This is a genomic window from Pedobacter westerhofensis (assembly GCF_900182595.1).
Lineage (GTDB): Bacteria > Bacteroidota > Bacteroidia > Sphingobacteriales > Sphingobacteriaceae > Pedobacter > Pedobacter westerhofensis.
Window position 1 is genome coordinate 484,131 of record NZ_FXTN01000003.1, and the last position, 25,490, is coordinate 509,620.

Annotated in this window: 18 protein-coding genes; 1 reads left to right on the forward strand and 17 read right to left on the reverse strand. The window is 46.1% G+C overall.

Going from position 1 to position 25,490, the window contains the following annotated elements; translation table 11 throughout:
• Position 1 precedes the first annotated feature (1 nt).
• The 12 genes from FN831_RS07430 to FN831_RS07485 all read right to left on the reverse strand — a co-directional run bounded on the left by FN831_RS07430 (position 2) and on the right by FN831_RS07485 (position 19,903).
• Positions 2 to 2,854 (reverse strand): M14 family metallopeptidase, encoded by a 2,853-nt coding sequence (locus FN831_RS07430; protein WP_246101407.1) that lies wholly within the window; start codon positions 2,852 to 2,854, stop codon positions 2 to 4.
• A gap of 27 nt (positions 2,855 to 2,881) precedes the next feature.
• Entirely contained in the window at positions 2,882 to 4,321 is a 1,440-nt protein-coding gene (locus tag FN831_RS07435; protein WP_142527569.1) for an amidohydrolase, read from the reverse strand.
• Between the two features lie 14 nt (positions 4,322 to 4,335).
• Positions 4,336 to 5,766 carry an amidohydrolase gene (locus FN831_RS07440; RefSeq protein WP_221931303.1) on the reverse strand — a complete coding sequence of 477 codons (1,431 nt, stop codon included), beginning with the start codon at positions 5,764 to 5,766 and terminating at the stop codon, positions 4,336 to 4,338.
• 79 nt (positions 5,767 to 5,845) lie between these two features.
• Positions 5,846 to 8,593: a M14 family metallopeptidase gene (locus tag FN831_RS07445; RefSeq protein ID WP_142527570.1), complete on the reverse strand. Its 2,748-nt coding sequence runs from the start codon at positions 8,591 to 8,593 to the stop codon at positions 5,846 to 5,848.
• 19 nt (positions 8,594 to 8,612) lie between these two features.
• Positions 8,613 to 9,935 (reverse strand): M20/M25/M40 family metallo-hydrolase, encoded by a 1,323-nt coding sequence (locus tag FN831_RS07450; RefSeq protein WP_142527571.1) that lies wholly within the window; start codon positions 9,933 to 9,935, stop codon positions 8,613 to 8,615.
• Between the two features lie 5 nt (positions 9,936 to 9,940).
• The gene (locus FN831_RS07455) at positions 9,941 to 11,269 is read right to left on the reverse strand and encodes a M20/M25/M40 family metallo-hydrolase (RefSeq protein ID WP_142527572.1); all 1,329 of its coding nucleotides are present in this window, start codon (positions 11,267 to 11,269) and stop codon (positions 9,941 to 9,943) included.
• A 133-nt stretch (positions 11,270 to 11,402) separates the two neighbouring features.
• Positions 11,403 to 12,026, reverse strand: coding sequence for a hypothetical protein (locus FN831_RS07460; protein ID WP_142527573.1), 624 nt, complete (start codon positions 12,024 to 12,026; stop codon positions 11,403 to 11,405).
• Positions 12,027 to 12,087: 61 nt separating this feature from the next.
• Positions 12,088 to 13,674: a SusD/RagB family nutrient-binding outer membrane lipoprotein gene (locus tag FN831_RS07465; protein WP_142527574.1), complete on the reverse strand. Its 1,587-nt coding sequence runs from the start codon at positions 13,672 to 13,674 to the stop codon at positions 12,088 to 12,090.
• A gap of 140 nt (positions 13,675 to 13,814) precedes the next feature.
• The gene (locus FN831_RS07470) at positions 13,815 to 17,420 is read right to left on the reverse strand and encodes a SusC/RagA family TonB-linked outer membrane protein (protein WP_246101409.1); all 3,606 of its coding nucleotides are present in this window, start codon (positions 17,418 to 17,420) and stop codon (positions 13,815 to 13,817) included.
• Positions 17,421 to 17,668: 248 nt separating this feature from the next.
• Positions 17,669 to 18,661, reverse strand: coding sequence for a FecR family protein (locus tag FN831_RS07475; protein ID WP_142527575.1), 993 nt, complete (start codon positions 18,659 to 18,661; stop codon positions 17,669 to 17,671).
• A gap of 127 nt (positions 18,662 to 18,788) precedes the next feature.
• Positions 18,789 to 19,316 carry an RNA polymerase sigma-70 factor gene (locus FN831_RS07480; protein ID WP_142527576.1) on the reverse strand — a complete coding sequence of 176 codons (528 nt, stop codon included), beginning with the start codon at positions 19,314 to 19,316 and terminating at the stop codon, positions 18,789 to 18,791.
• 380 nt (positions 19,317 to 19,696) lie between these two features.
• Complete coding sequence (locus FN831_RS07485) at positions 19,697 to 19,903, reverse strand: hypothetical protein (protein ID WP_142527577.1); 207 nt, start codon at positions 19,901 to 19,903, stop codon at positions 19,697 to 19,699.
• A 25-nt stretch (positions 19,904 to 19,928) separates the two neighbouring features.
• Between FN831_RS07485 and FN831_RS07490 the strand changes: the two genes are divergently transcribed.
• A complete protein-coding gene (locus tag FN831_RS07490) occupies positions 19,929 to 21,704 on the forward strand; it encodes an aminopeptidase P family protein (RefSeq protein WP_142527578.1) in 1,776 nt (591 codons plus the stop codon).
• Positions 21,705 to 21,784: 80 nt separating this feature from the next.
• On the opposite strand, the gene FN831_RS07495 is transcribed toward FN831_RS07490, so the two are convergent.
• The 5 genes from FN831_RS07495 to FN831_RS07515 are packed head-to-tail and all read right to left on the reverse strand — an operon-like array spanning position 21,785 to position 25,460.
• On the reverse strand, positions 21,785 to 22,657 hold the full coding sequence (locus FN831_RS07495) for an ROK family protein (protein WP_142527579.1): 873 nt from the start codon (positions 22,655 to 22,657) through the stop codon (positions 21,785 to 21,787).
• A 32-nt stretch (positions 22,658 to 22,689) separates the two neighbouring features.
• Positions 22,690 to 23,550, reverse strand: a complete 861-nt coding sequence (gene rfbA / locus FN831_RS07500) for a glucose-1-phosphate thymidylyltransferase RfbA (protein WP_142527580.1) — start codon at positions 23,548 to 23,550, stop codon at positions 22,690 to 22,692.
• 16 nt (positions 23,551 to 23,566) lie between these two features.
• Positions 23,567 to 24,133, reverse strand: a complete 567-nt coding sequence (locus tag FN831_RS07505) for a DUF3109 family protein (protein WP_142527581.1) — start codon at positions 24,131 to 24,133, stop codon at positions 23,567 to 23,569.
• Entirely contained in the window at positions 24,133 to 24,912 is a 780-nt protein-coding gene (locus FN831_RS07510; RefSeq protein ID WP_142527582.1) for a DUF3108 domain-containing protein, read from the reverse strand. The genes FN831_RS07505 and FN831_RS07510 overlap by 1 nt, the downstream gene beginning before the upstream one ends.
• 32 nt (positions 24,913 to 24,944) lie before the next feature.
• Positions 24,945 to 25,460: a DUF2480 family protein gene (locus FN831_RS07515; RefSeq protein WP_142527583.1), complete on the reverse strand. Its 516-nt coding sequence runs from the start codon at positions 25,458 to 25,460 to the stop codon at positions 24,945 to 24,947.
• Positions 25,461 to 25,490 lie beyond the last annotated feature (30 nt).

A 25,490-nucleotide genomic window follows, 5' to 3' on the forward strand; every position in this document is an offset into this window, starting at 1 on the left:
TTTATTTGCCTGTAAATCCGTAGAACTGGTTGAACAATAACTTGAAAGTACCGTGCGACTGTCCCCTGAAGGTAATATCCGGACCAAAAGTATAGAGTTTACCTTTGCCAACCTGAGCTGCAAAACCTGCCACACCATCTTTCAGGTACGACTGCCCCCAGGCCCATCCGCTGCGCAAAGGCTTGTCTGTAGCAAACCAGAGGATCGGCTGTACGCCTTTCTTCGCTGCATCATCGTCCAGTTTAAACACCGGGCTGTTATCAAAATTAACATCCACATCAGCAGGCATGCCCCAGGCAGCAGCAACCGTTGGGTCTACACTGGCCTGCAGGATACTTCCGGGAATGTAATATTTGGTACCAGGCAATGGTTTATTGCTGTCTTTATCCACCAGGGCATTGTGTACCGGCAGCCCCAGATGGTACGCCAGGTTAGCACTGCTGCCTATCGTTACGATAGAGCCGCCGGCTTCAAGGAAAGATCTTAACTGCGGTATCGATTTCTCCGGGGTGATCTTGCCCAGCATCTTCTGAAATGCTGAAGGGGTATCTTCGGCTTTTGGCATCCTGTCATAGAACATACTGTTCGACCTTGGTTCGCCGCCAACCGGAGGGATTGCACGGGTCACAAATACGATGACATCATATTTGCTGTCCAGGTTTCCGGCATCGATATCCTGCGGATAGACAATGCTGTAGTCAAAATGATTTTGCTCCATCAGCCAGCGCAGCCAGCCCGAAGGGATAGAACCACCATACTGGTCCCAGAGGCCAATACGAAGCGAGGTGATTTTTTTGGCATCGGCAGGCATCTCATCTGTTGCCATCACCTTTACGCCCAAACCTGCATCTGCTTTATCCAGTACTGATTTTGCCATCGCTCCTGCAGGAATATAGAAGGTTCCTGTTTCTGCAAGACCACCAGCACCCTTGGGTACACGGTAAACTTCTACGCCTGCTTTCAGCAGATCATTGGCCACGCTGAATGAATTGTTTACCTGTGAACTGAGCAGGTAACCTTTTGCTGCAGCAGGGACCACTGCTTTAGGTGGCACCTGGATCTGCCCGTAAGGGATCTTCACGAAAGGGCCGCCAAAGTTATTGAGTACGCGGTCAAATTTAACGCCCATCTGGAAAGCTAATGTCCATCCCGCAGCGTCATAAGGCCTGATTGGAGGGCCACCCGGGTAAAGGAAATCATTAGGGTGATCCTGTGGCTCAAACATATCCAGGACATGCGGACGGAAAGCCTGGTCGGTTTTTACAATGTATGAACCGGCAGGATAGTTAATGCCTTCTACGCTGAAACCGGATGTGGCTTTCTGTACGCTGATCCCTGATTTGATCAGGGCGTTCAGGAACTTGATGGCAGTAGGGAAATCGGGCTGATCCGCAGAGATGATATATCCCCTTGCATCACGGTTTGCGGGATTTTTAAGTACTGCATCGTAATATTTCATAGGGATATCTGAACCGCGGGTCATCCATCCCATCGGATCACCTGCTGAACCAGCATTATCACTGCTGCTTTTCTGATCGTTCCTGTAGGCTTGTGTAATGGCATCGGTGCGTTTCGGCGACAGCGTCCAGTTGTCTTTGCTTCCTCTGTCAATAGAGTTTTTACCCATTTTGTAGATGTTGTACAGCACTTCGTCACGCTGACGTGCCGCATAATCAAATACAGAATAGTTTAAAGATACCGAGTAGTCGATCGACTGGCGGAAATGCCATACATCCTGTGGTAAAACAGGGTTTGGCGTTGCGCCGTTTGGCACCAGCCGCGCCGGCACTACCGGGATTTTCTCGGGTGTAGGGTTACCGATGATCTCGGTAAGCAAACCGATCATGTTGTGGAACTGTGTAGTGGTACGCAGTCCCCCGTTGTACCAGGTAGAGAAACTTGAACCTGTTAAACGGGTATAACCTGGTTTGTTTTCTACGTTGAGGCGGCTGTACATGGCTGCGCCCAGGGCATCGATCCCGGTGATCATCAGGGGATCAAACACGTAATTGAAGGGATCGCGGTAAGGCGGCCCTGCCAGCACAGATCCTTCAGGGCCTCTCTGGTGGTGGTTATACATGATCTGAGGGAACCACTCCAGGAAGAGCTGCCTGCTCATGTTGGTGGCTTCCTTTGTGTTCATCATGTAATAATCACGGTTGTTATCGTGACCAATATATTTTTCGTAAAGCGTAGGGATTTCAGTATTCCTTTTCAGGGGATCGGCATCTTTCATATACCAGTTGGAAACGAGTTCCATCCCGTCAGGATTGGCATGGGTGAAGAGCACGATGACGTTATCGAGGATACGCATATTTTCCGGGTCCTTGCGACTGATCAGCTGGTACATGGTTTCGATCAGCTGTGCTGCGCCCACCACTTCTGTAGCATGCAGGCCGCCGTCAATCCATACCACGGCTTTTCCCCTGGCTGCAAGTGTGAGTGCCTGCTGGTTGGTTAAGCCTTCAGCGCGCGCAAGTTTCTGGGCGATGTCTTTGTACATTGCCAGGTTTTTGATATTCTCAGGTGAAGAAACAACCATCATATATTCATGGCGCCCTTCTTCGGTAAGCCCGATATCTACCAGCTTTGTTCTTGGGGAAGCCGCCAGTTTGTTGTAATACGCAACCGTTTGGGTGTAATTGGCCAGTTTATAATCGTCGCCGATATTGAAACCGAAATGCTCTTTTGGAGAGGGAACGCTTTGTCCGGGATATTTCGCCTGCTTATAGCCGTCTGCGGTTTTTACCACCAGAGGCTTTTTGGGAGCGGTCTGTGCATTTCCCTGAGATGCTGTTACGAGCAGTACTGCGCTGAGCATCCAGGAAAACCTGATGTTTAAAAATGCTTTCATATTTACGTTGGTTTTAGGTTCTTATCGTTACTTTCTGTAATCCAGGGCAGGTTTTCTGTCGCCCAGCAATGCCTCATATTTATAGTCGGGACCCTTGCGTTCGTTAAACTCTTTGGTGGCTGCCTTGAGTACCTCTGGAGTTTTGAACAGGTCATATGCAGAAAGCGCAATGGTTTTCGCAGCGATCATCATCCCCTTCTGGCCGATAGTATTGCCCGCTGCGGCAACGTTCTGCCAGCTGTGGCCGGATGAGCCGGGAATAAAGGTAGCGGTAGACAAACCGGCAGTTGGGGTTGCCCAGCTGACATCGCCCACATCAGAGGAAGCGCCGCCTGCGGAGTTCTTCAGTTCTACAGTGAATGGTTCTACCACTGCGGTGCTGGCCAGTGACGGCTGTTTGCTGCCCTGAAGGGTAGACTGTATTTTTTCTGCAAAGGCTTTTTCTTCTGTGGTATAGGTAAATCCGCCTACGATGCGCAGGTTTTTATCCATCACTGTAGACAAAGGCACATTGGCCAGCATGTTGTATGTTCCGCCGATCACTTCGTAACTCATGGTTGTGCCGGTACCCAGGGCTGCGCCTTCAGCAGCTTTTACCAGTCGCGCCCAAACATCTTTCACCACCTGCATATCCGGATTTCTTACATAATAATATACTTCTGCGAAAGCAGGGACCACATTTGGTGCTTCGCCGCCGCGGGTGATCACATAGTGCACACGTGTATCTGAAGGGATATGCTCGCGCATCATGTTCACCATATTGTCCATCGCCTCTACGGCGTCGAGTGCCGAACGGCCTTTTTCCGGCGCTGCCGCAGCATGGGCCGAAATTCCCTTAAACCTGAATTTGGCGCTTTTGTTGGCTAACCAGGGAGAGATACTTGCCGAGTTGGAATTGCCCGGATGCCAGTGCAATGTAGCATCTACATCGTTGAACAATCCGGCACGGACGAGGTATACTTTGCCTGAGCCGCCTTCTTCTGCCGGGCAGCCCATCAGTTTCAGTGTGCCTTTGGTTCCGCTTTGCGCCATCCAGTCTTTTACGGCTATGGCCGCAGCTACTGATGCTGTTCCAAAAAGGTTGTGCCCGCAGCCGTGGCCTGCTTTGCCGCCGGCAGATTCCTGAAAGGGATTTTCTGTCTGCGAGATCCCCGGTAAGGCATCATATTCTGCCAGGATGGCGATCACAGGTTTTCCGGAGCCATAGGTAGCCACAAAGGCTGTAGGAATTTCGGCGACGCCTTTTTCCAGCTTAAACCCTGCCTGTTCCAGCTGAGTTTCCAGCAGGGCTGAGCTCTTTTCCTCCTGATAACCCATCTCTGCCCAGCCCCAGATATCCTTGGAGATTTTATTGTATACCGGAGCTTTGGCGTCGAGCGCGGAGATCAGTTTCTTTTTATCGGCATTCTGTGCAAATGCACTGACAGATATTCCCAATGCCAGGCTGAGTAGCGTAATGTTTTTCATTGAATTGTGTTTAATTATTTCCTGTAATCCAGCGGTGGCTTTCTGTCGCCCAGCATGGCTTCGTATTTGAAATCTGTGCCTCTTCTTTCTGCAAATTCTTTTTCAGCGGTTTTGAGCACTGCCGGTGTATTGAACAGATCATAGGCCGAAAGGGCGAGGGTTTTTGCAGCGATCATCATGCCTTTTGCGCCGATGCTTGTCCCTGCCGCGGCAACATTCTGCCAGCTGTGGCCTGCAGACCCGGGAACGAAGGTAGCGGTAGACAATCCGGTTGTAGGAACAGTCCAGCTGACATCGCTCACGTCTGACGAACCGTGTACATCTTCTTTCTCAAATGCCTGTATTTTTGCTGTAGAGGCCAAATCAGGGTGTTTTGGATCTACAAAGCTGGTTTGGATTTTTTCTGCCCAGGCTTTCTCTTCGGGGGTATAGGTAAAACCGCCTACAATCCGCAGGTTGGCATCCATCACTTTGGCCATGGCCAGGTTTGGCAGCATGTTATATACTCCGCCGGTGATTTCCACTTCCATTTTGGTACCGGTGCCCATCGCGGCACCTTCGGCAGCTTTGACTACGCGTGCCCAAACATCCTTCACTACCTGTTTGTCCTGGTTGCGCACATAATAATAGACTTCTGCAAAGGCAGGAACTACGTTTGGTGCTTCGCCACCATGGGTAATGACATAGTGCACGCGGGTATCAGAGGGGATATGCTCTCTCATCATATTGACCATGTTGTCCATCGCCTCTACGGCATCGAGTGCAGAACGGCCTTTTTCAGGTGCTCCGGAAGCATGCGAAGAGATCCCTTTGAACCTGAATTTTCCGCTGATATTGGCCAGTGTATTGAATGTTCCGGCAGAATTTACATTACCGGGATGCCAGTGCAGGGTGGCATCCACATCGCTGAAGAGGCCCGCACGCACCATATATACTTTTCCTGATCCGCCTTCTTCTGCAGGACAGCCCATTAATTTGATGGTTCCGGGTTTGCCCGAGCTTTTCAGCCATTCGCTCACCGCAATCGCAGCAGCAGTTGAGGCTGTGCCGAACAGGTTGTGGCCGCAGCCATGGCCTGCCTTACCGCCGTTGGACTCCTGTACAGGATTACCGGTTTGCGATATTCCCGGAAGGGCATCATATTCTGCCAGAATAGCGATGACAGGTTTGCCTGAACCATAGGTAGCTACAAAAGCCGTAGGGATATCCGCCACGCCTCTGGTGATCGTAAAGCCTGATTTCTCCAGTTCGCTTTCCAGCAGGGCCGAACTTTTCACTTCCTGATAGCCCACTTCTTCGAAGTCCCAGATGTCTTTGGCAACTTTGGTATACTCATCAGTCCTGGCCGTCAGGGAACTGAGGATTTTCTTTTTATCCGCATTCTGTGCCATCACTCCATAGGAGAGGCCAACAGCCATCGTCAGTAAAGTAATTTTTTTGATCATGGATTGAGTTTTAGCATAAAAGCGCTGTCTGTATTCCCGCGGCGATTGCAGCAGGATACAGACAACGCTGTTAATGATATTATTTCTTCTGGCCGTACAGTTCGTTGAACAGCATTTTGAAGGTAGAGTGCGACTGGCCGCGGAAGGTGATTTCCGGTCCGAACGCATACAGTTTACCCTTTCCTACCGGTGCTTCGAATGCAGCCACACCATCTTTCAGGTAGGCCTGTCCCCATGCCCATCCGCTATGCAGCGGTGTAGCCGTTGGGAACCATGCCAGTGGTTTGATGCCTTTAGCTTCGGCGCCTGCCTCCAGTTTGAAAACCGGGCTTCTGTCAAAAAGTACATCGTTCTGCTCTGCCATACCCCAGTTGGATGGTTGTTTGGTATCCAGGCTTACAGTTAACAAACTTCCCGGAATATAGTATTTGGTACCCGGAAGTGGTTTATCCTTGCCGTCTTTTCCAGGTTCTACCAGTTGGTTTTTAACCGGCAGGCCCAGGTGATAGGCCAGGTTGGTACTGGTACCGATGGTTACGATATTACCGCCCGCTTCAAGGAATTTCTTGAACATCGGCACTGATTTCGCAATGGAGATCTTACCGATCCAGGATTTGTTTTCGTCCGGTACTTCATCAGCCTTTGGCATTTTATCAAAGTAACGGCTGAACGGCGATGGTTTATCATTGGCAGGCACGATACCTGTAACGAGGATAATGGCATCATATTTTTTGTTCAGGTCGCCCGCATCTACTTCATTCGGGTAGATCACGGTATAACCATAATGGTATTGCTCCATCAGCCAGCGTACCCATCCTGCAGGAATTGAACCACCGTAGGTATTTACGATCGCAATACGTGAAGGTGTGATTTTAGCCAAACCGGATGGTTTTGAAGCGGCAGTGCTGACCATCACTCCGTATTCAGCAGCAGATTTTGCAAGGATTGTTTTTGCCGCTGCCGATGCAGGAACATAAAACTCGCCTGTTGAACCTGTAGTTGGGCGATAAACTTCTGCCCCGCCTTTGAGCAGATCGTTCACTGCGATGAAAGCATTGTTCTGTTTAGGACTGATCGTATAGCCTGTTTTTGCAGTGGCAATGCTTAGTTTTGGTGCCAGCTGGATCTCTCCGTATGGAACTGTTTTGAAATCACCTGTAACTTCGCTCATGGCCCTGTCAAACTTTACGCCCATCTGGAAAGCCAGTGTCCATCCGGCAGCGTCATACGGTTTGATCGGAGGCCCGCCTTCGTATGCAAAGTCATTCGGGTGGTCCTGTGGCTCAAACATATCGATTACGTGCGGGCGGAAAGCCTGGGCAGTAGATACAACATATGATCCTCCGGGATATGTTTTACCCTCTGAGGTAAAGGTTCCGGTAGCTCTTTCCACTTTGATACCCGAACGGATCAGTGAGTTGATAAATCTTACCGCGGTAGGGAAATCAGACTGGTTTGCAGGAATGATATAGGCTCTTGCATCACGCAGCTCTGGGTTTTTCATAACAGCATCAAAATATTTTGCGGGGATACCGCTTTCGCTGCCAAAAGAAAATTCGCCTTCGCTTTTTTCTGCACCGGTATCTTTTTTATCCTTGTTGTAAGCGTCTTTGATGGCCTGCACATATTTGGGATAGAACGTCCAGTGATCTTCGTGGCCACGGGCGATGGAGTTCTGCCCCATCTGGTAAATGTTGTACAATAAGTTGCTGCGGTTACGCGAAGCATAGTCCAGCACACCATAGTTCAGGGATACAGAATAATCGATCGACTGGCGGAAATGCCATTTTTGTGGTACTACGGGGTTAGGTGTAGCGCCGTTCGGGATCAGACGGTCTGGCACCAGGGCGATATCTTCTGGTGTTGGTCCGCCGATGATTTCTGTGAGCAAGCCTACCATATTGTGGAAATATGGCGTGGTACGCAAGCCACCGTTCCACCAGGTAGAGAACTGGGAGCCGTTACGCTGTGTATATCCGGGTTTGTTTTCAGTATTTAAACGGTTGTTCATTGCTGCACCTACACCATCAATGCTGGTCACGATCAGCGGATCGAAAACATAATTGAAAGGGTCACGGTACGGAGGTCCTGCAAGCACAGAACCTTCAGGCCCACGCTGATGGTGATTGTACATGATCTGCGGGATCCATTCTACAAACAGCTGGTTGCTGATGTTCTGGCTTTCCTTCATATTCATCATGTAAAAATCACGGTTGTTATCGTGGCCTACATATTTTTCATAAACACGCGGAATATCCAGTTTGCGTTTTAAGGTATCTGCATTGCGCATATACCAGGTACTTACCAATTCCTGACCATCAGGATTGGCCTGTGCCAAAAGGATAATGTCATTGTTGAGGATGGTCATCGTTTCTTCATCGGTACGTGTAACCAGCTGGTACATCGTCTCGATCAGCTGATGTGCTCCTACAGTTTCTGTAGCATGCAAACCTCCGTCAATCCAAACGATAGCCTTGCCTTTGGCAGCAAGCTTTTTCGCTTCTGCGGGCGTAAGGTTTTCTGCATGGGCAAGCTTGCGGGAGATGTCCTTATATTCTGCCAGCTTTTTGATATTCTCCGGCGAGGAAACGATCAGCATCCACTGGTGGCGGCCTTCTTCGGTCATACCGATATCCACCAGTTTGGTACGCGGTGACGCCGCCAGTTTTTTGTAATACGCTTCCGCCTGGGTGTAGGTAGTAAGCTTGTAATCATCCCCGATATTAAAACCAAAGTATTCCTTTGGCGAAGGAATGGATTGCGCGCTGGCTAAGCCTGCTGTACACAGCAAAGCCAGGGTAAACATTTTGCTAAATTTGTTGTACATATTCTCCATTTTTATGTTTTTATTTATTGACTACACCGGCTTCTGACAATACGACCAGCAGCGACTGCTGGATACCAAGATAACCAGTTTTATCATTCAGAAACCATTCGTTTAATGCGTGGTAGTTGCCGGATTCTCCTCCTGAGCCTATCGTGATCCCCGGTACACCGAGCGAGATAGGAATATTGGAGTTTGCCGAGCCGACGCCCAGCGTTGGGCTTGCGCCCAGGTATTTCATGGCGGCCATGGCATGCTGCACCAGCGGCTGCTTGGGATCGCTGCCACCTGCAGGTCGGTCGCCAATCGGCCTGATCTCTACCCTAAGGTCTTTACCGGATTTTTTTATTGCATTTTCTTCTGCCAGGGCTTTTTGAACTGCTTTTCGCAGCAGGGTGTCCATCGCGTTTAAGCGTCCGGGGTTTTCTGAGCGCATATCTACTTCCATCCAGGATTCGAAAGGAATAGAATTTACCGAAGTACCGCCGCCGATTACGCCTACGCTGAAGGTTACGCGAATACCTGCTGTGGCAGCAAATGTATTGCCCGACTCATCCCAGTACTGCATGGCCCGGCCAAGGGCATTGTGCGGGTTGCCGATACCAAATGCCCCTGAAGAGTGGCCTCCCGGCCCCCTGAAAGTTACCCTGTAACGGTGCGAGCCCAGGCCCCTGTGAGTAGTATGACCATATCCGGTGCCGTCAAAAGCGATATAGGAATCAATCTTGCCCGGCCCCGAAGCACTGAACAGGTTTCTTACGCCTCTGAGGTCTCCCTGTCCTTCTTCTCCTGTAGTTCCGATAAATAGTACGTCTGCATCGGTTTGAATACCGGTTTGTTTCATCGCTTTTACTACGGTAAGCAGTGCCGCAAGCCCGCGGGTATCATCGCTTACGCCCGGAGCGTATAAGGTATCTCCTTTAAAGGTAACCCTGGTATCGGTGCCATCGGGAAATACGGTATCCAGATGACCTTCAAGCACTACTTTCTTTTTACCTGTTTTTCCTTTACGAAGACCGATAACATTGCCGGCAGTGTCTGTCCAGATCGAATCCACACCGGCGGCTTTGAGCATTTCTGCAAATTTGATCCCCCTGGCGGTTTCCTTATAGGGCGGCGCCGGGATTTCGGTAAGGGTAACATGATTGCGCATCGTTTCCTTTTCTAGGTCGATGATCGTTTGCAGGGCCTTTTTCACGACAGCTTTGCTGGTGATTTCGGCAATATCAGCAGTATATTGTGCCGCTATAGGGGCTGTTTTGGGCTTTTCTTCCTGCGCAGCGGCAGAAAGGGCGGAACCCATCATAATCAGTGAAAATAGCGCGGGTAGGGTTGATTTGTTCATCCTGTTTATTTTGCGGCTAATCCTGCTTCAGAGAGCAGAACCAATAGTGACTGTTGAATTCCGATATATCCTTTATCATTTAAAAACCACTCATTGAGTGAATGTGCATTGCCTGCTTTTCCGCCCTGGCCAATTGTCATTGCGGGTACGCCTTTTGCAAAGGGGATGTTGGAATCTGTAGATCCTACGCCCAGTTTTGGTGTTCCACCAAGATAAGAGATTGAGGCCATCATGCGCTGAACTAACGGAATTGTTGCAGGGTTGTTCCCCGCAGGGCGGTCGCCGATAAGTTTGATATCCACGGTAAGGTCTTTGCCCATTTTTTTCATGGCATTTTCTTCTGCCAGGGCTTTGCTGATGGCCGCCTTTAAGAGGGCGTCCATGGCATTGAGGCGTTCAGGGTTTTCTGAGCGCATATCCACTTCCATCCAGGAAGCAAAGGGAATGGAGTTAACCGAAGTCCCACCTCCGATTACTCCTACACTAAATGTTACCCTTGTACCAGGTGTTGCTGCATAGGCATTACCGGATTCGTCCCAGTAGTGCATGGCGCGGCCAAGTGCATTGTGCGGATTGCCGATTCCAAAAGCACCTGAAGAATGCCCTCCCGGTCCTTTAAAGGTTACGCGGTAACGGTGTGAGCCCAGTGCACGGTGCACGATGCCTTCCGTTCCGGAGCCGTCAATGGCAATAAAAGAATCAATTTTTCCCGGCCCCGCAGGACTGAAAAGGTTTTTAACTCCTCTCAGATCGCCTTGTCCTTCTTCGCCGGTAGCACCTACAAAGATCACATCAGCATCTGTCTGGATGTTGGTTTGTTTCATCACTTTCACAATGGTGAGCAATACCGATAGTGACCTGGTATCATCTCCCACTCCCGGGGCACATAGGGTATCTCCCCTGTACTTTACCGTTACATCTGTACCTTCGGGAAAAACCGTATCCATATGCGCTTCGAGTATGACGCGTTTTTTGCCGGTACGGCCTTTACGGAAAGCCAGCACATTGCCGGCGGTATCTGTCCAAACGGAATCAATACCCGCAGCTTTGATCATTTCTGCAAATTTCGCTGCCCTTTTTGCTTCCTTGTATGGAGGTGAAGGGATTTCGGTGAGCAGCACGTGGTTGCTCATTGTTTCTTTTTCAAGATCAACAATCTGCTGCATTGCCTTTTTTACAAGCGGTGCCGCAGCGATTTTTTTGATTTCTGCAGTATATTTTTTGTCGATTGGAACGGATGCGGATTGTTCGCTGTCCTGTGCATTTACGGTAGCTGTACATCCCAGCAGCAAGGCGAACAGTGCCTTTGCAGCATTTTTTTTATTTATGACCATATTAATTTCTGTAGTAAGGATAAAACCTGTGGCTTTACTGAATCTTCAGCTGAGCCCAAAAGATGATACCTGAAGTTAAATCAAAAAGGATAACCGATCAGGCCGATCGGTTATCCGGTATTTAAAGAAATGACTATTGGCTCTTAAAACGCACCCCTGTACGTGTATCGCCAGGTTCTCCGCGTGATTCATCGGCAAGATTGGCAAACCAGGCTGCAATACGGCGGCCGTCTGACAGGTTCACCACAAACTTGAACAGGAAGTAATCATTTACGGCAACAGAGGTTAAACTGATATTGTTCAATGCAGCGAGCTGTGCTGCGGTGAAAGTATAGGTTTTAGGGAATGTAGTCACCGTTTCGTACAGCACATCCGTGGTTGTAATGTTTCCCGGAATAGGAAACTGTGCGATGTTTGGATACTGGTTGCCCGGTGATGAAATCACAATAGGGTAAGCCGGCACACTGGCCTCTGCTTTATTGAAACTCCTGTACACCTCTATTGATGTTACGCTGGCGTAGCCCGAGCCTTCCCAGTTGAGGGTAAACGACATCCGCTCGTTCGCGAGGTTTGCATCCTTCAGGTTGAAAAAGGAAACCTTGGCATTTTGCCGGGTAGGCAATGCTGACATCGCAGTATCAATTTTTACCGTAGGAACAGCCGTGTAGGTGTAATTCTCCCATTCGTAATGGGTCTTTTTACATGCACCTAATCCCAGCAAACAGATGCATGATATGGACAGTATAAAGTTTTTCATATATTCTTTTATTTGGTAATAGTTTTGATTAGTTGATCCTGACAAATTTTATCCATCAATTTTATTTATCCCAAAAAACAGGTGTGATCTGCTGCGCCACCTGGATTGCACTTGCATTGGCACCGAAGGAGGTATTGGCAGAAAGTTCTGTCTGAGAATAATAAAGGCGCAAAGGAAATGTGCTCAGTGGTGATAAAAGATCACGCAGGACCGGTAAGCCTGTCCTTCTGTAATCGTTATATGTTTCCATACCATTACCATAGGTGGCAATATACTTCTGTGTCATCACCAGGTTGAGCTTGCCGGCAGCTGTTGCTGCATCGTACTGTGCTAAAAGCTTTGCTACGGTACCGGTAATACTTGCAGCTGGTATGGCCACACCGTTATTCGCTACCGCGAATGTGCTCACACTGTTCAGGTTGGCAGTAACGCCATCACTAAAGTTTGCCCTTGCATCATCACCTGTTGCCAGGGTTAAAGCAGCCTCGGCCCTGATAAATTTCACCATTGCATTGGTAATCAAAGGAATTATCCCGGCACCTGTACCGTCTGTTACCGCTATTGTTTTTGGGGTAGCCGTTGCACCAGTATTAGTAAGGTATAAGTTTGCACCTGTCAGGTTGTTGATCGGAGCATTATCATACAGACCGCCTGCAGGGTAAACACCGAAATCAGCCCTGCGCGCCAAATCTGCCGGCGCAGCAGTACCATCGCCCGGGTTACGGCCGTAGTAACCATTGCTGTTGGTAGAGTTGTTCAGACCAGCAGTAGCCGTTTGCCTGTAAATAAAATCTCTCAGGCGCGGATCATCGTTGTTAAACAGGAGGTCCATGAAGAACTGGTTCTGGTAAAAGGTTTTGGATGACTGATATTCAACTCTGTGCCATGGATGACGGTTGTTTGGGTTTTGTCCTGAACCAAATTTAAAGGTAAAGTCTGTTGCATTGGCGCTGATCAGCGGTCCGGCGATCAGTGTTTTGATGGCCGTGGCCGATCTTGCAGGATCTACCAAACGGATCTGGTTGTACATTTTAAGCTTTAATGAGTTTGCCATCGCTAACCATGAGGCTTTTGTACCTGCGTAAAAAACGTCTGAGGTAGAAGGAACAAGCGTGGTTGTAGTGATCTTTCCTGCATCTGCAATCCCGTCGTCGATCATCAGCAAAAGCTTCTCATAGATCTCAGCTCCTTTTTCAAGCGGCGGGCTGGTAGTTGTGGCTCCGCTCTCTGCCTGTGAGTATGGAATATCTCCCCACATATCTACCATCAGACTGTACAGGTAAGCTTTTTCGAACTTGGCGATAGCCACATAACCCCACTGCTGTGAAGCCGTTCCGCTGGTAATCACCGACTCCAGGTCGTTGAGTGTCTGACTGTAAAAGCCATCCCAGGAGTTGGCATAATCTGTACCCTGCTGCTGGTAACGGCTGATGGTGGTTGACCACATCGTTTGCTGCATGATGGTGGATGTACCACTGTTGAGCTGGTACATATTTCCTGCCATGGATATTTCTGTAGAAGGCAATAACAGCGTTAATTGTGCTGTGGTGGGATTATTCGGGTCCTGGTTGATGTCTACAAACTTCTTGCAGGCACTACCTGTCAGCAATACACCGGCTAACAGGAACATGTATTTTTTATTTCTCATTTCATCTCTGTTTTAATTGTTTTCAATCGTTAGATGGAGCCTTTGATGATTAAAATAATTATTGCCCTTGGTCTTAATTATTATTTTAATCAAGTTGGGTTCATATGTCTACCTGATTTAAATACTTTAATTTCAATTCATTAAAAGGTGAACCTGAGGTTAACGCCAAATCTTTTAGTTGTTGGCACAGAAAGGTTGTCGTACCCTTGTGAGTTACCTACACCTAATGAACTTACTTCAGGGTCAAAATTTGTGTATTTAGGAAAATTTGGTGCGTAGTACCATAGGTTACGGCCGGTTACGGAGATCATTCCTGATCCGAAAGGTGTTCCTTTCAGCATGCTTTTAGGGAACTGGAAGGCAAGGGATACTTCGCGCAGACGGAATACTGTTGCATCAAAAATTGACCCTTCATCCACACCGCCGGGGCCGATACCATTGTTGAAGAACAAATCCTCATATGACATACCCACATTGTTGGGGATGGTTTTTCCGTTTGCATCCAGTAAAGGCTGAAGCGTTGCCGGGTTACCCAGTACGCCCGGAGACACCAAAACTCCCTCCCTGTTTTCTGTATCCCTGGTTACGCCGCGTGACAGCATTTGTCCGACAGTGTTGGAATACATATCGCCGCCTTTTTTCAGGTCGAACAATACAGATAAAGAGAATGCTTTGTACGTAAAGCTGTTGGTGATACCCAGGATATAATCAGGGTTAGGGTTACCGATGGCTTTCAGTGAGCCTGATACCAGTGGTTTACCTGTGTTTGGATCGATCAGGATCTCGCCGGCAGCATCACGTGCATAGGCCGTTCCGTAGATCAGACCGTAAGGCGAGCCCACCATGTGCACACTGCTTGTACCATTGGCACCACCAAAAACAAACTGCTGATAGCCTCCAAGATCGTTGATCACGTTCCTGTTGCGGGTAAATACTGTTGAGATATCCCAGCTAAAGCCATTGGGGTTACGGAAAGGTGCCAGGTTAAGGGCAATCTCTACCCCTTTGTTGGTAGCCTCACCAAGGTTGAGGATCTGGGTAGTGAATCCCGAAGAAGGGGCTGCGGTAACCTCAAAGATCTGAGAAGTACTTTTCTTGTTGTAGTACGTGAAGTCAAGTCCGATACGGTTTTTGAAGAACTGCAGTTCTGTACCTACCTCAAGCTCTGTGATAAACTCTGGCTTAAGATTGGCATTTGTTAAGAGGTTAGCCAGGGTGGATGAGTTGTAGGTACCGTTTGAATTGGTAAATGGTGATCCGATAGAACCTACACCTGTGGTAGCTCCGAGCGGTGAATTCACCAGATAAAATTCCGCGGTCTGGTAAGCTGTAGACTCGTTACCTACGCGGGTGTAACCACCCCTTACTTTACCAAAGCTCAGGAAGCTGTCATCCATCTTTAATGCTTTGGTGAAGATAAATGAACCGTTTGCACCACCGTAGAAATAACTTCTGTTATTAGCAGGAAGTGTAGAAGAGATATCATTACGCCCGACTAAGTTTAATGACGCATAGTCTTTATAGTCGAAGGTGATATCCGTAAAAAATGCATAGTAACGTTGTTTCAATAAATTTCTGTTGTTTGTTAACTGTATAGGCGTAACAGAACTTGTATTTGTGATCGTGTTCAGATCGGCTACAATAATTCCGTCACCATAAAATGCTTTACGGTCGGTTAAACGCTGATTGACGTTATTTCCCAAAATCCATCGTAGAGAGAGGTCGCTGGTTAATTTTTTAGTAGCGGTAACCAGGAATGTATTATCCAGTTCCTGACGGTAGATATCATCTGTAGCGATACTTCCATTTGAGTACGACGATGATCCTTTACCGCGAACGTTTAACCTTCTGTCTGTGTAGGCGTTGAAACCGGCAGTATTCTGGATGTTTAACCATGGCAGGGGATCAAATCCAAGCACCATATTACCATAATACCTGTCTACACTGCTGGTAGAAACACTATGGACGGTAGACCAGTACGGGTTATCCAGTCCGGTATAATCGTAAACGTTACTGCCGTCAACAGGATTCTCGTAAGGGTTTCCTGTTAAGTCGAAACTGGTAGGCGTATACATCAGGGCCGACATGATTGAACCTGTAGCACCGCCGATAGGTGGAGTTTTTTGTCTTGTAGTTACGTAATTCATGGAACCGCTCACATAGAACTTGTTGTCAAGCTTCATGTTTCCGCTGATGTTAAAGGAAGTACGGTTGATGGAGTTGTTTGGAACAACACCTGTATTATTGGTCCTTGAAAAACCTGCATTCAGATTTCCTTTTTCACTGCCCGAAGAAATGGAAAGTGCATTTTCATAAACACTGCCCGTCTGGAAGAAATTCTTTGCATTTTCTTCTGCGTAAGATCTGTAAGGGATCTGGATTGGCGTTACACCATCAGCCTGATACAGCTGAGGAAAAACTGCCGAAGAAAAAGACCTGGTTAACTGTGCAGGAATGGTGGCTCTTGTAGGAATGATACTTTGTACACCCGGAAAAGGCTGTCCCCATGAACCATAAACACCCTGGCGGTAATCGTTGTTGGTACCTTGTCCGTATTTGGTCTGATATTCCGGAAGACCCGATACGTTTTCTACCGAATAGGAAGTATTGTAAGCGATCTCAGTTCCTTTTCTGCTCATTTTCTTACCAGCTTTTGTGGTGATGATCACCGCACCATTGGCTGCTCTTGAACCGTATAAGGCCGCTGCAGCTGCACCTTTCAGTACCGTCATGCTCTGGATGTTATTGGGATCAAGGTCGAACGCACGGTTGGTTACACTTGAACCACCGCTGCTCTGTCCGCCCACGTTTCCGAAGCTGGAGTTATCAAACGGTACACCATCCACAACAAACAGCGGCTGGTTGTTACCATTCAGTGAAGAACTACCGCGGATATTGATATTTGTTGCACCACCGGCAACACCGCCTGATGAACCGATGCTCACACCGGCCACCTTGCCTGTAAGTGCACGCAGGGGATCAGGTTCTGATTTCTGAGCCAGCTTATCTGAACTGATTGTACTTACAGAATATCCAAGTGTAGTTTTTTCACGCTTGATACCCGCAGCTGTAACTACAACCTCTGTAAGGGCATTGGCACTTTCGGCGAGTTCCACATTGATGGTTCTGCTGGTGCCTACAGCAACTTCCTGCGTTTGAAAACTGATATAAGTAAAAACCAGGATGCTTTCACTATTAGGGACACTGATTTTAAAAGATCCGTCAGCACTGGTAACAGTACCTGTTTTTGTTCCTTTAACCACGACACTAACGCCGGGAAAGGGTTTTTGATCGGCTTTCCCGATAACTTTACCACTAACGGTATGCTGCTGGTTGGCCAGAAGGGCATTGATCATTAAGCTGTCGGTCATTGCAAGCTCATTCCTTTTGAGCACGATATACTGACTGGCATTGACAGTGTAGTTTACACCAAGGTCTGACAGGATATCGGTAAGGATATCACTTAGCTTTTCCTGACTGGCAGTTACACTTACTTTACTGTTTAAGGGGATAACTGTAGAGCTGTAAACGAATTTTACGGCAGCCCTGGTCTGAATATTATTTAGTGCTGTTTCCAGCGAAACATTTTTTAAGCTGATTGAAAGCCGTTTATTCAAAATGCTCTCTGAGGAACCAGGATTAGCGAATAATACACCTGAGAGCATAAATAGCGAAATGATCTGTAAAACCGAGATCCGCATGAGCTGAATAAAAAGAACCTTTCTGGTTTCCTTACATTTTTGCATACATTTGTTTGATTTTTTGTTAATTTCCTGATTGAATGAGACAAAAAAGTCCCTTACCCGTATCATATGATAGGGTGATTCTTGATAAAAATTGAGGGGGAATTCTGTGGCAGAGGTGGCTTCAACACCTCTGCCATCTGTTAAGTAGAGTTTCTATCTTGTCATAGGCTTCTTAGGTTAGTTTTTTGGTTGGTGTGTCGGTTTGGTTGATTTTGGACTTGTTTTGTTTGATGTTCTTTTGATTAATCTCAGGATTTATCTTCAAGTGTGACCGATTGCCCGTCTATCCTGAAGTCCAGATTAAATACATCGCTCATCATGCTGATGGTATTTAACAAAGACTGATCAGTAAAATCAGCAGTCACACGGTTATTAATGATCCTTTTATCAGTTAAAGTAATCTGTACTTCAAATTTGTTTTCTATCCTGTGCAATACATCTGATACGCGGGCATCATTAAACTGCATCATATATTCTGTACCCCTGGTTAATGAGGCTACCTCAATCACGGGCTCTGCCTGTTTTACAATTATTTTTTTCTGCTCCAGATATACCGCCTTCTGGTAGGGATGTAAAATGAGTGGTGCCGACTTTGCCGAACTTAAAAAAACACGGCCCGTTAAAACGTTTACTTCTATTTTGTGACTGGTATGTTTAATATTAAAACTGGTTCCCAGGACCCGGGTCTTTAATCCTGCACAATGAATTTCAAAGGGATGTGCCGGATCTTTTGCGATTTCAAAGAGCGCTTCGCCTTCCAGGTTTACGTTCCGCAAATTGCCTTTAAACTTTAAAGGATAGGTAAGCTCACTGTCGCCCTTCAACCATACGATACTGCCGTCTGATAAAATCGTCTTGGTGATATCGCTGCCCGAATTACTTACCGAAGCGTACTGATGGATATTCAGCGCTTCGAAAAGGCGGGTACGAAAACAAAAAATCAAAGAGCAGCATATTAACAGTGAGGCAGCTATTTTTGCAAGCAGCCCCGGTCTTTGGAATACTATTTTTCTTTTTGGGTGCAATGGCCGCACAATTGCTTCCCCCGGTGTGCCTATACGTTTACCTAAAGCCTTAAAAATGCGTTCTCCGCGCTCTGTCTGTTCCTGCGCGCTAAGCTGCTCAGCAGCAGAATGATCGGTAATGTGACGGATCCAGGACTCCACATTGCTTTTCTCATCAATGCTTAGTTCATCATTAAGATATTTTTCAATTAAGGCATCAAAATCTTTATTCTGCATCCAGCTTTTTTTAGGCTTCTGTATGTAAGTCAGTTCAGAAGAACAATACACCTATCCCCGGTGAAGAATCATTTAAAAAAAAATTACAATTTTCAGCAAATCCCTCATTTATAAGAGGTAAATAGATTTAGCAAACAGCCAAAATCAGAATGGACAGCGAAAAGAATTGCCCAAGCGACGATCTTAACTGGCGTAAAGCTTTTGTGAGCTGATTTTCTACTGTTTTATGCGATATATTCATTAGATCTGCGATATTTTTGATCGACTGATGCTCATTCCTGCTCAATCTAAAGATTTGCTGGCATTTTTCCGGGAGTTTAGCAACTTCATTCTCAATCATTCCTTTCAGATCTGATAACTGAATGTTTTCTTCATTTGAGTTATCAAAAGCAGTTTTTGTAAAAGAGGCGTAACTGGAAGCGTAATCTCTCTTTACCTTTTCTGAACGTATATAATTAATGGTTTGGAATTTAACAGCTGTAAATAGATAAGCCTTCAGGGATTGGGTGATCTGTATCTGCTCACGTTTGCTCCACAATGAAAAAAAGGTTTCCTGGATAATTTCCTCACAAACAATCTTATTCCGGATGATATTGTAGGCATAATTATAAAGATCAGACCAATATAACTGATATATCTGTTCAAAAGCTGCCATATCTCCTCTACTTAAAGACGAAAGCACACCGGATTCGTTATATTCAGGTTGATTTTTAATAGTTGAGAGTTTTTAGTTAAAGCCTTGTGTTAAAATTATGGATTTATTACCATAATATTACATATGTCCGGAATATTTAACAGTTTTTTCAATATTCAAAATTCATAACCCCAATTATCTCTAAAAAACGGTAGATATGTGTCGATTTTTTATGATAAATACAATTCCCGAGTGTTTTTAGCCGACAAATCCTTTAAATTGATTCAATTTGAAACCCTTGCTTTTCCTGAGCAGGGCAAACAACGCTCAGGATCAGCAATGGTATATTAGATAATAGCTGTAATATAGCAGATCGGATAAACTTTACGAAATAAATTGTATTATTCTTGTGAATCTGCCTGCAGCAATTTGGATCTCAGGGCCTCTTCCACATGCACTGTGATTTCCGGGTGTTTCAAACCTGTCGCATCCATCCGGGGATTCATCATACAACGTGGTTGATGATCTGATGGGAACTGCAATCCTGCCCCCTCCGCAGTGCTCATTGTAGAAGCGGTGTAAATAAAATCCTTAGATTTGTTCCGCATTATTCAATATTTAACATTTGCATATATGACATACAAGGAAAAACTAAGCCAAATACGTGCACAGATGAAGGCCGATAATGTAGAAGCCTACATTATTCCTTCAGCAGATCCGCATATCAGCGAGTACCTGCCTAAGCATTACCAATGTATACCTTTTGCATCCGGCTTTAGCGGCTCTGCAGGAACATTAGTGATTACGCATGACTTTGCCGGACTGTGGACCGACTTCAGATACTTTGAACAGGCGGCAGAGCAGTTGCATGACAGTGGTTTTGAGCTGGTCAAACAGAAAGTACAGCATGCCCCGGAATATATACAATGGCTGAACAGCAGATTGGCCAAAGGTGCCGTTGTGGGAACAGATGAGAAATTATTATCCGTTTTACTCGGTGACTTGCTGACGCAGCAGTTCTCGGCGAAGGGAATCAGCCTGCAGCACAGAGATTACCTGGGACCAATCTGGGAGAACCGTCCGGACTTGCCGGCAGACAGCGCATTTCTGATCAGTGAAGAGGCGGCCGGCCAGTCTGTGAGCAGTAAACTGGCAGCAGTACGTGAAGAACTGAGCAGGCATCAGGCAGATTATCATTTGGTGTCTTCACTGGATGACATCGCCTGGTTATTTAATATCAGAGGAAAAGACGTGAGTTTTAATCCGGTAGTGCTGGGCTTTGCACTGATCAATCATGATCATGCCAAATTATTTATTCATCCTGAAAAACTCAGTGAAGAAGAAAAAGTACTTCTGCTGAAAAGTGGCGCAGAGGTACTGCCTTATGAGGAAATTGAAATGGCACTGAAGCTGATCCCTGAGCAAAGTTCCATTTTTATTGACCCTAAGCGCAACTGTTACGCCTACGCTAAACTGATCCCTCCTTCTGTACATATCGTTAAGGAAACCAATCCTTCCACCAGCCTGAAAGCTGTTAAAAATGAAGTGGAGCTGAGCAATACCCGCGAGGCTATGCGAAAAGACGGTGTTGCAATTACCCGCTTTCTGAAATGGCTGGAAGAGCACATCGGGAAAATAAAAATCACAGAGCTTTCTGCTGCTGCACAGCTGCGCAGTTACAGGGCGGAGCAGGAAGGGTTTATCGGCGATAGCTTTAATACCATCAGCGCTTACAGAGCACACGGGGCATTACCGCACTATGCGCCATCTGCAGAGAGCGATGCTGAGATTTTGCCCGAAAGCCTCTTCCTGGTAGACTCAGGCGGGCAGTACTTTTACGGAACAACTGATATTACCCGGACAATCCCAATGGGCCTGACGACAGAACAGGAAAGAACGGATTATACTTTGGTACTTAAGGGTATGATTGAAGGATGTAAGGTAAAATTCCCGAAAGGTACCTGTGGTTACCAGATAGATGCGATCACGAGAAAACCTCAGTGGGACCATGCAATCAATTATGGCCATGGAACGGGACATGGCGTAGGTTATTTCCTGAATGTACATGAAGGGCCGCAGGTTTTTAACCCAACGAACAACCCCGTACCCATTGAACCGGGAATGATCACTTCTGTGGAGCCGGGCGTATACCGCCCCGGAAGACATGGGATACGCATTGAAAACCTGGTGACCACCATCAAACTCGAAGCAAATGAGTTTAATGACTGGTACGCCTTCGAAACACTGACAATTGCACCGATCAGCACCAGCATCGTAATTAAAGATTTGCTGGAGCAGTCACAGATCGACTGGCTGAATGCCTATAATGCTTCGGTACTGGAGATATTGAGTCCTTCGCTGAACGCAGAGGAGCAGGAATGGCTGAGCACAGCTACGAAGGCGATTTAATCAAAAAGCCCTGGTATGTTTCTGCCTAAGTATTATACTTATGCAGAAGCGTACCAGGGCTTTTAATATTTGAGGGTATATTACGACTGGAACCAGCTGTATGCTGCGCCCACAAGTGCTGCATCTTCCCACATTGTGCTTTGTTTAAGCACTACTTCCTTATTCTTAAGGTACTTTAAAACAACGGGAATAAAATGATCCCATGTTTTTGCGATATTACCACCGATCACTACAACTGTTGGCTGTTCCTGATCGATAAAATCATTTAAAAACAGCGCAAGGTTTTCACCAAATTCTTCGAAGATCTGGTCTATGATTGCTTTATTATCTGTAGCAAGCATTGCGATCACATCCTTGATATCATTTCCTGTCAGTTCTTTGTAACGGTTAGAGAACCATCTGGTAGAAATATACTCTTCTGCAATGCTGTCTTTGAAGGGAATAAAAGCACGGTCTGAATCAATAGTACTGCCCTGGCAGTTACTTGCAGAACCCAGGCCTGTACCGAGCGTAATGCCTACGGCACGCTTCTCGCCAGCGACTGCGCCAGAGGCTAATTCACCGTGCAAAAACGATTCAGCATCGTTTCTAAAAAGAATATTGCTCTGAGGGATACCTAATTTTTGAGACAAGATCTCCAGCACATTCATCTCATATAATGAGTCATATTTTTTGGTTCCCTTCATCAGGGAAATACCTTTCTCGTAATCAAAAGGACCAGGCATAGCAATGCCGATATGTATTTGCTCATCTCCCGCACTAACGATCAGCGGAGTAAGGGCATCAACCCATGCTTTGATAATTACATCAGCGCCTTCCATGGAGGCTACACGTTCTCTAACCAGAGAATCTTTTACAATCTTAAAATCAGCGGCATCAATGTGCGCTGCAGTGATATGCGAACCTCCAATATCGACCCCTATATAAGGCAGTCTGGGCGATTTAAAATTCATATGCGTGGTTTAACTATATTGTGTTTAGATTATTATTTGATCAATTTTAACAGGTAGGCACCATAACCGCTTTTTACAAGTGGCGTGGCTACTTTACGCAGCTGCTCCTTATCGATGAAGCCCATCCTGTAGGCAACCTCTTCAATACAGCCTATTTTAAGGCCCTGACGCTCTTCAATGACCTGAACAAACTGTCCGGCCTGCATCAGTGAAGCAAAGGTTCCTGTATCCAGCCATGCAGTACCACGGCTCAGTACGCCAACTTTCAGGTTTCCCTGCTCAAGGTAAGCTTTGTTTACATCGGTAATTTCGTATTCTCCGCGTGGCGAAGGTTTAATATTTTTAGCGATCTCTACTACGCTGTTGTCATAGAAATAAAGCCCGGGAACAGCATAGTCAGATTTTGGCGACTCAGGTTTTTCTTCGATGGATACCGCTTTGTTATCGGCATCAAATTCTACTACACCATAACGTTCAGGATCTGAAACACGGTAAGCAAACACTACACCACCATCAGGATCGGAACTGGCCTGTAAAAGCTTTGCCATTCCGTCACCATAGAAGATATTGTCTCCAAGCACCAAAGCCACTTTATCTGTACCGATAAAGTCGGCCCCAATCACAAAAGCCTGGGCAAGACCATTCGGTTCATGCTGAACAGCATAAGAAAATTTACAGCCAAGACTGCTTCCATCGCCTAAAAGTTTCTGGAAATTAGGAAGATCATGTGGGGTGGAGATGATGAGTATTTCTTTAATTCCAGCCAGCATCAATGTTGACAGCGGATAATAGATCATCGGTTTATCATACACAGGCATCATTTGCTTGCTCATGACCAGAGTTAAAGGATGCAGCCTCGTACCGCTTCCTCCTGCTAAAATTATTCCTTTCAAAATACTCGTTTTATAATTATAGATTTGAAGATACACTATTTTCTAATTCCCTGTACCATTCTTCGCCATATTTTCTGATCAATGGTCCTTTTAGGAAGGTATATACGGGTACTTTGAGCTCCCTGCCAAAGGTACAGGCGTCTGAACAGATATGCCAGCGGTCGTAGTTGAGCACATCAAATTCAGGATATTGTGTGATCCTGATAGGGTATAAATGGCATGAAATAGGTTTTTGCCAGTCTACAATACCCTGCTCATGTGCTTTTTCAATCGCACATTTGGTGATTCCATTTTCAAAAGTAACATAGGCGCACTCTTTATTGCCATCCACGCAGGGAGTAGTGAGGTCGCCATCAGCATCAACTACCGAAGTACCGTACTGTTCAATGGCAGCAATGCCTTTAGGGGCAAGCATATGTTTGATCTTAGGATAAATCTCTGCTAGAATTGCCGTCTCGGCCACATCCAATGGCGCACCGGAATCGCCCTCCACACAACAAATACCCTTGCATTTGTTTAGATTGCAGACAAAGCTTTCAGTGATGACATCTTCGTGTATCAGTGTGTTCTGTACTTCTATCATTATTTTTCTTCTTTTGCCAACGCGTATTTTAATCCGGTGGCAGATTTAATTTCCATGGTAACGGAACCAATAATAATTTCAACCTGGGCCTTTACAGGCACCCTGTTGCCGTCATCTGTAATCCAGAGGTATAAGTTGCTGTCTTTTCTAAAGATCCTGCCTGGCTCTATTGACGGGCTGAACTTTAAACAGCGTATATTTCCTAGTTTACTTTTAATCACCTCTTTGCCTACATACTTGATTTGCAGCTGATGGATCTCCTTGCCCAAAAAGTAGTTCAGTTTAAACTGTTCTCCTATTTTAAGTTTTGAAATATCCAGGCTCCGTGCAAAATAATAGGCAGATACGAGGTCAAATGTCTGATCTGTAGGCGTTGTAAATGTACCCTTGTTGGACACTACTTTTTTTGTGTCCTGGTAAAACCTGGCTTTATCTTCTCTTTTATAACTTGATTCTTTAATGTCTTCCTGATAAAAATAAGGTGTCAGTTTATCCTTGTCGATATAAGAGTCATAGTGGTCACGTACCTTATAAAATATATCAAATGTACCTGCTGTTTTTGCATCCACAACCAGCCGGTAAGTTGGTTTGTTATCAAATTTGAGATCCGATTTGAGCACTTTGATAATGCCTTCTGCTGCTGTAATGATTCCGTATCTCAGCTTATACTGGAGTATTTCTCCCTCCTGAAAAACCGGCTCCTTTTTTAAAGGCAACTCCTGCGATTTGGCATCAATGAGGGTAATCAAAAAGATAGTCAGCAAAAATATTTTTCTCATACCCTGTTTAAACACAAAAAGCAATCCAGAAACTAATCCTTTCGTTTATAGATCGGAACAGTTGAACACGGCTCGCCATACATAATACTTTTAGCTACAGGCGTTAACAGCGCTGTGATCTCTACATAGGCCGATACCGGCACCTCAATATCCGCACAGCCTTTGATTACGACACGTTCATCTTTATATTCTGAAATATCAATTTTAGCGAGTGCCTTTGTAAATAAAACAGCTTCCAAAACTTCCTGTCCGCCGAAAACCACTTCATTGGCATAAGGCTTCATTTTGTTTGCCAGCAGCATATAAGCCCAGGTAGGTACAATTGCATCTGCACTGCAGATAATGGCAACGTTCTTACCGGTATAGGCAGTCCAGTCGTGCAATTTAATAAACTCCCTGAAATCCTTTTCCCTGAGGATCAATCCCTGGAACAAATTTTCTTTCAGATCGTACACCACCCGTTCGCCCTGATCATAATAATCTTCCAGGTTTAAGGTGATTAAACCACTGGAAGCAACCTTATTCACTATATTTTCCTGAATATCCATGGCTGTAAAATAAAAAAACCGGAAGTAACA